Origin of the sequence: Leucobacter sp. 7(1) (assembly GCF_900163635.1) — a bacterium.
GTDB lineage: Bacteria > Actinomycetota > Actinomycetes > Actinomycetales > Microbacteriaceae > Leucobacter.
The window spans coordinates 24384-36038 of record NZ_FUID01000058.1 but is presented as its reverse complement, the minus strand read 5'-3'; the positions used below and the strand labels follow the sequence as shown (position 1 = coordinate 36038).

The following is an 11655-nucleotide window of genomic DNA, read 5'->3' as shown; positions in this document are numbered from 1 at the left end:
TGGTCCCCTTTTGGTCCCCTTATCCACAGGCGAGCATCTTCGAAGGGCTCAGACTCGTCTAGGAAGCCAGGGCGTGAAGAGCGGAGGGGACCAGAAGGGGACCAACAAAAACCCGACGCAAGACATGACAAAGCCCTGATGAAAACTGCTTCTCATCAGGGCTTTTCTGTCGGGCTGACAGGATTTGAACCTGCGACCCCCTGACCCCCAGTCAGGTGCGCTACCAAGCTGCGCCACAGCCCGTGGCATCATTTTTCAGTTGTTTTGGGCCGTCCGGGAGGGGTAAACCCCTTAACCCCCAGTCAGGTGCGCTACCAAGCTGCGCCACAGCCCGTTGTCATCGCGATCGTGAGGCCTCCGTGAGGAAGTTCACCATCATGGCAACCCCTCTATCTTACCCATACTCCGCGGCACGCGAAGACCACGGGGCGAACTTCGCGTTTCCCGGGCGCGTCACTCGGCAACGCGGAACGCACCGACGGTCAGCCGTGCTGCACGTCTTCGCGGCGCAGCTCCTCGCCGAAGCGGAATGCGCGGCCGGTCACCGACGCCACGCTGATCCGCACGAAGGTGGGTTTCAGGGTCGGGATCAGCGGCTGCAGCGGGAGCTGTGCTGCAGCGTCGATCTCGGATTCAGACTCGAGCGCACGCGCGTCGCCGTGGAACACGAGACTCCAGCCGCCCCGCGCGTCGAAGCGGTCGATCTGGAACACCACTGCGCTGTTCACCGTCAGCCCGGAGAGTTTGCTCCCGGCGGCGGTGCGAAACACCAGGGTGCCGCCGTCCACGACGTAGTTCACGGGGGCGATGTCGATGATGTCGCCGACCCGGGTGACGAGTCGCCCGACCGACGCGGTCGCGGCGAGCTCCCAGCACTCGCTCGGGTCGAGCACGTCCACTCCGTTTGCGTGTGTCTCCATGCACCCCATCCTCCCCGAGCCACACTCCGAGGGGAAGCCCGCCCGGGAAAAAACTCACGCCGCGCCCAGCCGCCGCAGCTTCTGCGACTGAGCCGTCATGAACGGGAACTTCCAGGCGCAAGCCCCGGACCCCGGGATACCCTGGAGGCATGAGCGACCTTCGAGACAACGGCGATGCGTGGGTCACTGCCGAGGACGGGGGCCGCTACTGGGGCCGCTACGGCGCGGCTGGGCTGCTCGCCTACGACCGCGATCTTGACGCGATCCTCATGCAGCATCGCGTCACCTGGAGCGACCACGGCGACACCTGGGGCATTCCCGGCGGCGCGCGTCACGAGGGCGAGTCCGCGATCGACGCCGGCATCCGTGAATCACAGGAAGAAGCCGGGGTCCCCGACGACGCCGTGACGCCCCGCTTCACGCACGTGCTGGATCGGGGCGGCTGGACGTATACGACCCTGATCGCGGACGTCGCGACGCCGTTTACGCCCGAGATCACGGACCCGGAGAGCCACGCGCTCGCCTGGGTGCCGGTGGCCGAGGTCGAGGATCTGGCGCTGCACCCGGCCTTTGCGAACAGCTGGCAGATTCTGCGCCCGCTGCTGCGCGGCACCCCGACCGTGGTGGTGGACGCGGCCAACGTCGTGGGATCGGTGCCGGACGGCTGGTGGAAGGATCGCCACGCGGCCGCGGTGCGACTGCGGGATCGGATCGACGCCCACGCGGGCAGCGGTGAGGGGATCCGTTCCGGGTTTTTCGATCTCCCCGAAACGCAGGTTCCCGGACTCGTGGACGCCTTCCCGGACTGGGTGATTGTTGTCGAGGGTGCGGCGCGCGGTGTCGACGACGGCGCGCACGTGCGTGTGGTGGAAGCCCCGCGGCTCGGTGACGACACGATCGTCGAGGCTGTCGAGCAATTGGTGGCGGCGAGCGCCGTTGTGACCGTGGTGACGAGCGACGTCGAACTGCAGGCCCGCGTACTCGCGGCCGGTGCGGCTACAACGCGGGGCGCGCAGAAGCTGTTGCAGGCGATTCCGCCACTGCCCGGCGACGCAGCGCAGCGATAATTCCCGCTGCAATCAGGCCCTGACCCAGCGTGTAGGTGAGCATCACCATGCCGCTTGTCCACGCGGGCATCGCTTCGGGCAGGAAGATGCGGAACGACAGGATCGCGTCGGACACGAGGAACCAGGCCCCGCCCCACGCGATCACCGGCCCGCAGCGCGAGGCCATCGCCGCGGTGCCCGCGAGCAGCAGGCCGTAGAGGATCACGGGCACGGTGAGCGCCCCGGTGTGCGGGATCAGGACCGTGATCAGCGCGGCGTAGGCGAGCGCGTAGACAAGCGCCCAGCGCGGGATCCGCTGCACGGCGACGCCGCGCGCCCGCCACATGAGCAGCAGGTAACCGACGTGAGCGAGCCCGAAGCAGAGCAGCATCATCGGCAGCTCGTCGTCAAACATCGGGAAGAAGGTGCTGGCCCCGTCTCCCAGCCAGGAGAACAGCACCGAACCGACAAGTAGGGGGACGATGCTGCGCGGCCAGGGCCGGATTGTGGCGGAGGCCCAGATCACGCCGAGCGCCAGCGCCGGCATGAGCCAGAGCTTACTGGGGGCGTCGAGCGGGTGCTCCGCAAACCGCGCGGTGACGTGCACGATCGACACGATCGCGTAGGGCAGGAAGGGCAGCAGCGCCCACATGCGAGTCTTCACACTGCCGATCCTAGCGGCGGCGGGACCACCGGGACCGCCGCCGTAGGAGCGCGTGTGCGTGGCGGCTACGCCTCGACGAGAATGCCGTCCTCATCGCACCACACGGTTGCGCCGGGGCGGAAGACGACTCCCCCGAATTCGACGTCGACGTCAACCTCGCCCGCGCCGGTCTTGGTGGACTTCGCGGGGTTGGAGCCGAGCGCTTTCACGCCGAAGGGCAGCGTGCCGATCGCGACGCGGTCGCGGATCGCACCGTGCACGATGAGGCCGGCCCAGCCGTTGTCGACAGCGAGGCCCGCGATGATGTCGCCCACGAGCGCGGTGGCGAGGGATCCGGCACCGTCAATGACGAGCACAGCGCCGTCGCCGGGCGTGCTGAGGAGTTCTTTGAGCAGCGCGTTGTCCTGGAAGCAGCGGACCGTGCGCACCGTACCGGTGAAGCCGCTCATGCCCCCGATGTCCTGGAACTGGAGCGCGACGGACTGCAGCTGGTCCCCACGTTCGTCGTACAGGTCGGCCGTGCTGATCTGAGCCATGTCAGGTTTCCTCCTCGGGCTGTGCCGCGGCGCGGCTGCCGGACACGAACCACGCTACCGGCAACGTCTGACAAACGGGACGATTTCTCTGCACAGTCGACACCTTGCGTCACACAGCAAGTTAATGTACAAAAGTACATGTACAAAAGTACACTTACGGTGACACGGGAGAGGAGCAGCGCATGGCCGAGTCACGCGATGCCACGACCCCGCGCCGCCGGGACCCCGAGGGCCGCCGCCGCGAGATCCTCGCCGCCGCCGCCGAGCTCGCAGCCGAGCACGGTCCCGCAGCCCTCACCCACCGCGCCATCGCCGCCCGCGCCGGGGTGCCGCTGGGCTCCACCACGCAGCACTTCGCGTCGATCGACGAGCTCCGCGACGCCGCCCTGCAGCAGCTCGCCGACGAGATCGACGAGTCGCTCGCCGCGATCGAGCCCTTCGCCGCGGACTTCGCCCGCGATCCGTCCCGGGCCGCCGCCGAGGTCCTCACCTTTCTGCAGGATCGCCGCGCCGTACTCTCCGACATCGCGCTCATGACAAGCGGCACCACCGATCCGCGGCTCCGCGCCCTCGCGCTCCGCTGGAACGACCGCCTGATCGAGATGCTCACTGGACCCATCGGTGCCGACGCCGCGCTCGCGCTGTCCGTCTATCTCGACGGTGCCACGATCCACGCTGGCCTGCACGACGAGCCGCTCGACCACGCGCACCTGACCCGAGTGTTCTGTGCCCTCGTGGGCGCCACCGGCGATGCGGATCGGGCCGCCCGAGACCGACGGCCGGAGGACCGGCCGGATCTCACCGCAGACTCTGGATCGCGGCACGCACCGGATCCCAGAGCGTAGCCGCACCACCGCCTTTCGCACCACCGCCCCTCCGCGCCACCGCCCTCCTCCGTTCCAGGATCAGCGCCTGCCGCACACCCCAGCAGCCTCCGCTCAGCGACCGCTCCCTGGCTCCCACCCACCCCGGGTTCAGCGCATCACCACCCCGGAGAACGGCACGCTCGACTCACCTGCAGCTCAGGCTCCGATCCCACACCCTCCGACCGGCCTCGCAGCCTTCTCCCTCATACACACCTCACCCACCACGATCCGTCACCACCCGAACACCGAAAGGTAGGACCCATGTCCACCCCTCCCGTACCCCAGGCCCCCGCGCAGCTCCTCAGCCGCGGCCGCCGATGGGCGGCCGTCGCCGTGCTCACCGCGAGCTTGCTCGTGATCACGATGGACATGACAATTCTCAACATCGCGCTGCCCGAGATGGCCGCCGAGCTACACCCAACCTCGGATCAGCAGCTCTGGATCATCGACGTGTATTCGCTTGTGCTCGCGGGACTGCTCGTCTCCTTCGCGGCGATCGCGGATCGCTGGGGCCGCAAACGCATGCTGATGCTCGGCTACACGATCTTCGGCGGGGCCTCGCTCCTGATCCTGTTTGCGAACAGCGCCGAATCCGTGATTGGCGTCCGCGCCCTCCTCGGCGTCGGCGGCGCAATGATCATGCCGATCACGCTGTCCCTGATCCGCGTCATCTTCACCGACGCGAAGGAACGCGCCACCGCGCTCAGCATCTGGGCCGCCGTGTCCGGGCTCGGCGCTGCGGTCGGGCCGCTCATCGGCGGTTTCCTGCTCGAGCACTTCTCCTGGCACGCCGCGTTCCTGGTGAACGTGCCGCTGATGTTTGTCGCCGTGATCGCGGGCATCATCATCCTGCCCGAATCGCGCGTTTCGAACCCCGGCCGCTGGGACGCCTTCGCCGCGCTCCTGTCACTCGTGGGCATGACCCTGCTTGTGTGGGCCATCAAGACCTTCGGCAAGGAGGCGACGTTCTTCGTCCCCGAGGCGCTCATCGCGTTCGCCGCCGGCGCGGCACTGCTCGCGTGGTTCGTGCTCCGCTGTATCCGCAGCGACTCTCCGCTGCTCGATCTCAAACTGTTCCGCAACCGGGCATTCTCCGCGGGCGTGATCGCCGCACTTGGCTCCACCTTCGCGATGATCGCGGCCCTGCTCCTCATTGCGCAGTGGCTGCAGCTTGTCGACGGTGCCTCACCCATGGAGGCCGGTGCGCGCCTCATTCCGATCGCGATCTCGGGTGCCATCGCGTCGCTCCTCGCACCCCCGCTCGCCCGCGTGATCGGTGCACGCGCCGTGCTCGCCGGCGGCATCGGTTTCGCAGGCATCGGCATGATCGTCGTCGGGATCCAGCCCGGCACGCTCACGCAGTTGACCGTCACCGTCGCACTGATCCTCGTGGGCATGGGCAGCGGGTCGCTCGCGATCGGCTCCGCCATGATCATGCACGGCTCTCCCGAAGAGAAGGCCGGCAGCGCGGGCGCGATCGAGGAAACCTCCTACGAGCTCGGGGCCGTCCTCGGTGTCGCGATCCTCGGCAGCATCGCCGCGCTGCTCTACCGCGCCGAGTTCGTCGCCTCCGGCATCACCGGCGGGCTCGACCCCGTGCTCGCGGGCCAAGCGGGTGAGTCTCTTGGCGCGGCGGTGTCCATCGCTGAGGAGCTGCGCCTTCCCGAACTCGCCAGCGAGGCGGGTGTCGCGTTCACGCACGCGCTACAGACAACCGGAATCACGGGAGGCATCATCATGCTCGTCGTGGCCGGCGCGGTATTCCTCATCACTCCGAAGGGCACCGACGTCTCGGCAGCGTCGCACTAAACCGCGCGCGGTGGCCTTCGCCGTCACGGAGGCCACCGCACGCCGACCACCCGACCGCCCGTCCACCTGCCAGACTGCCTCCCTGCCTGCTCCCCCGCGTCCCCAACCACACGGAGATTCCCGAAAAACACGGAGATGTGGTGGCGGATCCGGCACCCAGGCCAAGAAGCTCCGGGGGTTTGAGCGCACGCGCCGTTGGACTCTGCATGCCAGCAGCGCGAACGGCTCACTTCCCAATCAGACCCGGGTACCGCACGAGTCAGGGAAACCCCCGACCGCGGACAGTACCCGGGTATGACGGGGACGATACCGGGGCAGGACGCGCCGCACCGGGGTACCGGCATACCTTTGAAGCATCAGGACAGGGACCCACCCGGACACCCGCCTCATGCTCGAAAGGAGCGCCCCATGAACACCACCGCGATCCTCCCCGACGCCGTTCCCACCCCGAACGGCCAGGACGGCCAGCCCACAACTGCAATCCCCGGCGAGGCCACATTCCCCGCCACGGGAACTTCCTCCCAGGGCACCGCAGACCCCGCACAGCAGTGGGCACAGCCCGCACCGCAGGCTCCCCAGGGCGCGCCCCAGGCGGCCCCGAACCCGGAAACGACTCGCATCTTCTCGATCGTGAGCTTCGTGCTCGGCATCGCGTCCGTCGTGAGTAGCTGGACGTTCATTGCCCCGATCACCGGCCTCGTGTTCGGTATCCTCGCGCTGCGGCGCGGCACCTCAGAGCGCACGCTCACGCTCTGGGGCATCTGGCTCAACGCCATCATGCTCGCACTGACCGCGATCGGCATCCTGATCGGCGTTGTGTTCCTCGGAGTTGGGCTCCTCGCGGCACCGTTCGCCTGGATCTAAGCACTGGGTGCCGGGTCCGGCACAGCACCGGATCCGCTCACATCTTCCGTACCCGCCTCGTCCACCGGACGGGGCGGGTACACCCATGTCACCATCACGACCGAGATGATCATGAGCAGGAACCAGGCGATGAGCTTCTGCGGGGACACGAGCTCCCAGCCGCCCTCCTGGTGCGGGTAGAGCCACGCGCCGCCCCAGGTGGCGATGTTCTCCGCGATCCAGATGAACACCGCGACGCCCGCGAACACGAGCAGCAGCGGCACCCGGAGCGTCACCCGCCACACGCGGAAGTGCATCACCGTGCGCCACCACAGCACCACCACGAGGGCGAGCAGCACCCAGCGCAGATCCACGATGAAGTGGTGGGAGAAGAAATTCACGTAGATCGCGGCGGTCACAATCGTTGTCAGCCACACGCGGGGGTAATGTGTGAAACGCAGACGGTGCAGTCGATACACGCGCACCATGTACGAGCCGACAGCCGCGTACATGAACCCGCTGAACAGGGGCACCGCGCCGATGTGGAGCACGCCCTCGGCCTCGTAGGCCCACGATCCGACGTCAGTCTTGAAGATCTCCATCGTGGTGCCCGCGATGTGGAACAGCACGATCACCCACAGTTCCCGCCCGCTCTCGAGCTTGAACGCGAGCATGCCGATCTGGATCAGGACCGCGGCGATCGTGAGCGCGTCGTTGCGGGCCAGGATCGCGTCGTCCGGGTACCAGAGCCGCGCCGCCACAATCACAACGAGGAGCAGCGCGCCGAACACACACGCCCACGCCTGCTTCAGGAGGAACACGGCGCACTCGACAAGCACGGCGCGGACACCGCGCTGCGGGGCGTTCGCTAGAATCCGGTGGGCGGCCCGGTCGATCGTCCGCTCCAGCGGCGTCATGCGCTGCTCCCCCGGCACGGATTCGTTCTGCATCCGAATACCCTATTCCAGCTGGGCTGAGTGCCCGGGTGGGGATGCCTGCCTGCGTGCGCCCTTGGAGCGCGCACCCTCCCCGAGGCAATTTATCCAGACGGAGCCGTTCTCGCCGGAGTTAGCCTCCCTTTCGATAAATTGCCTCAGTTTGGGCGCGGGTACGCCATTGCCCGGGACGTCCGGCGGGTACGCACAAACCCGCGCTTCCCGCGGCACCCCCAAGCCCCACACACACGAACGCCCCCGTGAACCCCCAACGGGGTCCACGGGGGCGTTCAGCATCCGATGCGGGCGCGCCCGGCAGACTACGCGCGGACGCGCTTTTCGCGGATGCGCATGTTGATCACGATGGGCGAGCCCTCGAAGCTGTACGTCTCGCGCAGGCGGCGCTGGATGAAGCGGCGGTACCCGGGGTCCAGGAAGCCCGAGGTGAACAGCACAAACGTGGGCGGCCGGTTCTGCACCTGCGTGCCGAACAGGATCTTCGGCTGCTTGCCGCCGCGCAGCGGGTGCGGGTGCTCCTGCACGAGCTCTGCCACGAAGGCGTTGAACTTGCCGGTCGGGATGCGGGTGTCCCAGGAGTCGAGCGCGGCCTCCAGCGCGGGGACCAGCTTCTCGAGGTGGCGGCCGGTGCGCGCCGAGATGTTGACTCGGGGTGCCCAGCTGACGTGTGCGAGATCCTGTTCGATCTCACGCTCGAGGTAGCGGCGGCGATCGTCATCGAGCAGATCCCACTTGTTGAACGCCAGCACAAGCGCACGGCCGGACTCAAGCACGAGGTCGATGATGCGCAGATCCTGGTCGCTGATCTCCTGGGTCACGTCGATCAGGACGACGGCAACCTCGGCCTTTTCCAGGGCGGCCGCGGTGCGCAGCGAAGCGTAGAAGTCGGCACCCTTCTGGAGGTGCACGCGACGGCGAATACCGGCGGTGTCCACAAAGGTCCACACGCGGCCCGCGATCTCGACCTGCTCGTCTACGGGGTCACGCGTGGTGCCCGCGACGTCGGAGACGACGGCGCGCTCTTCACCTGCGGCCTTGTTGAGCAGGCTGGACTTGCCCACGTTCGGGCGGCCCAGCAGGGCGACGCGGCGGGGGCCCTGCAGCTTCGGCTGCGCAACTGCGGACTCGTCAGGCAGTGCCGCGATGACGACGTCGAGCAGGTCGGCAACGCCGCGGCCGTGCAGTGCGGAGACGGGGTGCGGCTCGCCGAGTCCTAGTGACCACAGCTGGGCGGCCTCCGGCTCGAGCACGGCGTCGTCAACCTTGTTCGCGACGAGGAAGACGGGCTTGTTCGTGCTGCGCAGCAGCTGCACTACGCGCTCGTCCGTCGCGGTCGGGCCCACGCGGGAGTCGACCACGAACATGACCGCATCACAGAGCTCGATGGCCACCTCGGCCTGCAGGGCGACGGACGCGTCGAGCCCCTTGGCGTCGGGCTCCCAGCCGCCGGTGTCGACAAGCGTGAAGCGCTTGCCGGTCCACTCGGCGGGGTAGCTCACCCGGTCTCGGGTCACGCCGGGCAGGTCCTCGACGACGGCCTCGCGGCGGCCCAGGATACGGTTCACGAGCGCGGACTTGCCGACGTTCGGTCGGCCCACGATCGCGACAACCGGGAGCGCCTCAGCGGGTGCCTCGGTGAAGCCGAGGAACTCGCCGTCCTCGTTCACGATGACAAGGTCATCTTCTTCGAGATCGAAGCCGTCAAGGTTGGAGCGCATGGCGCGCATCCGCTCCTCGTCGGTCACGGTGTAGTCGTCACCCTCGGGGCTGAAGCCCTCGCCGGCAATCACCTCGGACGCATCGATCGCTGCGGGATCGAACACCTCCGCCTCGTTCGCGTCGGCGTTCACTGCGCCGTTCTGCTCCGTGCTCATACTGTGCTCTCTTCCGCAGCGTTCTGCGCCGCTCGTACGATATCGATAACAGCCTGCACCGACTGCTCGAAGTTCAGGTCGCTCGTGTCTACGAGCGTGACCCCCGGGGCGGGGGTGATGAAGTCGACCACGAGGGCGTCCTTCGCGTCGCGCGCTTGCAGATCCGCGAGGACCTGCTCGGGGGTGAGTCCGGGGAGTTCCCCGGCTCGACGGGTGGCTCGCACCTCGGGTGAGGCGGTGAGCAGGATCCGCACGGGGGCGTCGGGGGCGACAACCGTGGTGATGTCGCGGCCCTCGATCACGACGCCCGGCAGGCCGGATTCCGCGACCGTGCGACGGAACATTGCGTTCAGGCGCTCCCGCACCATCGGGTGCTTCGAGACGCGGCTGACCTGCCCGCTGACCTCGTGCTCGCGGATCGCGGCGGTGACATCCACCGGGGATTCAAGCTCGGGGTCTGCGGCAGCCAATCCCCCGGCCACGGCGACGGTGACCTGCTGGGTGCCGCGCAGGGTGATCCGGTACTGCCATGCGTCGAGCAGGTTTTCCATTGCCGCCGCGTTGTCGAGGTCGAGCCCCAGGCGGCGCCCCGTCCACGCGAGTGAGCGGTACGCGGCACCGGTGTCGAGGATCCCGAACCCGAGCTGCTCGGCAGCCGTGCGGGACACGCTCGATTTACCACTGCCCGCGGGGCCATCGATGGCGACGAGGAGCGGTGCAGCGGTGCCGGATCCGGGGGTTGCCCCGAGTGCAGCGTGTGTCACAGTGTCCTCCATCCCCGTTCGGTGAGATCGGAGATCGCCCGTTCAGCGACCTCCGGCAGCACCGCGATCTCCGCAAAGCCTATTTGTGCGCCCGGCGAGTGCTCAAGGCGCAAGTCTTCCATGTTAATGCCCAGTTCTCCGAGTTCGGTGAGCAGGAGCCCCAATTGGCCGGGCGTATCGTCGATGAGGACCGTAATCGTTGTGAATCGCTCGGATGAGCCGTGCTTGCCGGGGATCCGGCTGACGCCACTGTTTCCTGCGGCGAGCAGGTCGGCGATGCGGCGCTTCGCGCCCGGTTGCGCGGGATCGCGGAGCGCGTCAGCGAAGGCGGCAATGTCGGCCCCGATCGCGTCGAGCAGCTCGACCACTGGTTCACGGTTTGCCCCGAGAATCTGAATCCAGAGTTCGGGATCGCTTGCGGCGACGCGCGTCGTATCGCGCAGGCCACCTCCGGCGAGCCCAATGGCTTGCTCGGTGGCGGGCACGAGCCGGGCCGCGAGCAGGCTCGACACGACCTGCGGGAGGTGGGACACGAGGCCAACGGCCCGGTCGTGTTCTTCCGGTGTCATCTCGATGAGCACGCCGCCCAGGTCCAAGGCCACGTCCTCGACAAGCGCGAGCGCCGCCGCGGGAGTTGCCTCGTCGCGGCAGATCACCCAGGGCCTCGCAACAAAGAGGTCGGCGCGCGCCATGATGGCACCGCCGCGCTCTCGCCCGGCCATCGGGTGCGAGCCAACATAGTTCGTGAGGTCCACGCCACGGCGGGTGAGCTCCAAGAACGGCGCGAGCTTGACGCTTGTCACGTCGGTCACGACAGCGTCCGGGAAGGCGCGGAGCGCGCGTTCGACCGCGTCCGCGGCCACGTCTGGCGGGGTTGCCACGACAACAAGCGCGGGCGCGGGATCCTCCGCTGAGCGGACCCGCCCGGCACCGTAGTCAGCGGCGAGCGCCACCGTTGTCGGCGAGAGGTCTTCGAGGGTCACGTCGACGCCGCGCTCGCGCAGGCCGAGACCCACGCTGGCGCCCAGCAGCCCGGCACCAATGATGTGCACGGGACCCTGCGTGCGCGCCGCGTGGGTGCGGGGCGAGTAGGCCGTGTCGGTCACCATTCGTCTCGCCTCTGCTGTCCGTCGCGGGGGCCGCGGGATCCGCCATCGCGGCCGCCGCCGCGCGGTCCGCGGTCGCCACGCGAGCCACTGTCACGGGAGCCCTCGCCGCGTGAACCACTGTCACGGGAGCCACTGTCGCGGGAGCCACTGTCGCGGGATCCACGGGCACCGCCGAAGTCACGGCCGCCACGAGCATCGCCTCGCTCACCGCGGGAGCGGTCGGCCCCGCCATCGCGGTTGCCGCGGAAGCCGCCGCGTGCGTCGCCACGCT

11 protein-coding genes and 1 tRNA gene are annotated in these 11655 nt (G+C 68.3%); 4 read left to right on the top strand and 8 right to left on the bottom strand.

Features of this window, described 5'->3' with window-relative positions:
* Positions 1-169 precede the first annotated feature (169 nt).
* Positions 170-243, bottom strand: a tRNA-Pro gene (locus FM113_RS10925).
* A 239-nt stretch (positions 244-482) separates the two neighbouring features.
* Positions 483-920 (bottom strand): pyridoxamine 5'-phosphate oxidase family protein, encoded by a 438-nt coding sequence (locus tag FM113_RS10920; RefSeq protein ID WP_087014591.1) that lies wholly within the window; start codon positions 918-920, stop codon positions 483-485.
* Between the two features lie 149 nt (positions 921-1069).
* On the opposite strand from FM113_RS10920, the gene FM113_RS10915 reads away from it, so the two are divergent.
* Positions 1070-1987: an NUDIX domain-containing protein gene (locus tag FM113_RS10915; RefSeq protein ID WP_087014589.1), complete on the top strand. Its 918-nt coding sequence runs from the start codon at positions 1070-1072 to the stop codon at positions 1985-1987.
* Here the strand turns inward: FM113_RS10915 and FM113_RS10910 are convergent.
* Both FM113_RS10910 and rraA read right to left on the bottom strand, forming a co-directional pair.
* On the bottom strand, positions 1917-2630 hold the full coding sequence (locus FM113_RS10910) for a lysoplasmalogenase family protein (RefSeq protein ID WP_254908972.1): 714 nt from the start codon (positions 2628-2630) through the stop codon (positions 1917-1919). The two genes, FM113_RS10915 and FM113_RS10910, sit on opposite strands and share 71 nt — an antisense overlap.
* Before the next feature lie 65 nt (positions 2631-2695).
* On the bottom strand, positions 2696-3166 hold the full coding sequence (gene rraA, locus FM113_RS10905) for a ribonuclease E activity regulator RraA (RefSeq protein ID WP_087014585.1): 471 nt from the start codon (positions 3164-3166) through the stop codon (positions 2696-2698).
* A 182-nt stretch (positions 3167-3348) separates the two neighbouring features.
* Between rraA and FM113_RS10900 the strand changes: the two genes are divergently transcribed.
* From FM113_RS10900 to FM113_RS18485, 3 genes are all read left to right on the top strand, one after another.
* Complete coding sequence (locus FM113_RS10900) at positions 3349-4011, top strand: TetR/AcrR family transcriptional regulator (RefSeq protein ID WP_087014583.1); 663 nt, start codon at positions 3349-3351, stop codon at positions 4009-4011.
* A gap of 282 nt (positions 4012-4293) precedes the next feature.
* Entirely contained in the window at positions 4294-5841 is a 1548-nt protein-coding gene (locus FM113_RS10895) for an MFS transporter (RefSeq protein ID WP_087014581.1), read from the top strand.
* A gap of 408 nt (positions 5842-6249) precedes the next feature.
* Positions 6250-6705 carry a DUF4190 domain-containing protein gene (locus FM113_RS18485; RefSeq protein ID WP_254908971.1) on the top strand — a complete coding sequence of 152 codons (456 nt, stop codon included), beginning with the start codon at positions 6250-6252 and terminating at the stop codon, positions 6703-6705.
* On the opposite strand, the gene FM113_RS10885 is transcribed toward FM113_RS18485, so the two are convergent.
* The 4 genes from FM113_RS10885 to FM113_RS10870 all read right to left on the bottom strand — a co-directional run bounded on the left by FM113_RS10885 (position 6702) and on the right by FM113_RS10870 (position 11384).
* Positions 6702-7634 carry a DUF817 domain-containing protein gene (locus tag FM113_RS10885; RefSeq protein WP_087014579.1) on the bottom strand — a complete coding sequence of 311 codons (933 nt, stop codon included), beginning with the start codon at positions 7632-7634 and terminating at the stop codon, positions 6702-6704. The genes FM113_RS18485 and FM113_RS10885 overlap by 4 nt on opposite strands.
* Positions 7635-7939: 305 nt before the next feature.
* A complete protein-coding gene (gene der, locus FM113_RS10880) occupies positions 7940-9364 on the bottom strand; it encodes a ribosome biogenesis GTPase Der (RefSeq protein ID WP_254908976.1) in 1425 nt (474 codons plus the stop codon).
* Between the two features lie 143 nt (positions 9365-9507).
* A complete protein-coding gene (gene cmk, locus FM113_RS10875; protein ID WP_254908970.1) occupies positions 9508-10275 on the bottom strand; it encodes a (d)CMP kinase in 768 nt (255 codons plus the stop codon).
* Positions 10272-11384: a prephenate dehydrogenase gene (locus FM113_RS10870; RefSeq protein ID WP_087014575.1), complete on the bottom strand. Its 1113-nt coding sequence runs from the start codon at positions 11382-11384 to the stop codon at positions 10272-10274. The genes cmk and FM113_RS10870 overlap by 4 nt, the downstream gene beginning before the upstream one ends.
* Between the last annotated feature and the right edge of the window lie 271 nt (positions 11385-11655).

Coding starts and splice junctions, on each gene's coding strand:
- FM113_RS10870 (WP_087014575.1), bottom strand. CDS start 11,384: ATGGTGACCGACACGGCCTACTCGCCCCGCACCCACGCGGCGCGCACG.
- FM113_RS10915 (WP_087014589.1), top strand. CDS start 1,070: ATGAGCGACCTTCGAGACAACGGCGATGCGTGGGTCACTGCCGAGGAC.
- FM113_RS10895 (WP_087014581.1), top strand. CDS start 4,294: ATGTCCACCCCTCCCGTACCCCAGGCCCCCGCGCAGCTCCTCAGCCGC.
- FM113_RS18485 (WP_254908971.1), top strand. CDS start 6,250: ATGAACACCACCGCGATCCTCCCCGACGCCGTTCCCACCCCGAACGGC.
- FM113_RS10885 (WP_087014579.1), bottom strand. CDS start 7,634: ATGCAGAACGAATCCGTGCCGGGGGAGCAGCGCATGACGCCGCTGGAG.
- rraA (WP_087014585.1), bottom strand. CDS start 3,166: ATGGCTCAGATCAGCACGGCCGACCTGTACGACGAACGTGGGGACCAG.
- FM113_RS10920 (WP_087014591.1), bottom strand. CDS start 920: ATGGAGACACACGCAAACGGAGTGGACGTGCTCGACCCGAGCGAGTGC.
- FM113_RS10900 (WP_087014583.1), top strand. CDS start 3,349: ATGGCCGAGTCACGCGATGCCACGACCCCGCGCCGCCGGGACCCCGAG.
- der (WP_254908976.1), bottom strand. CDS start 9,364: ATGCGCGCCATGCGCTCCAACCTTGACGGCTTCGATCTCGAAGAAGAT.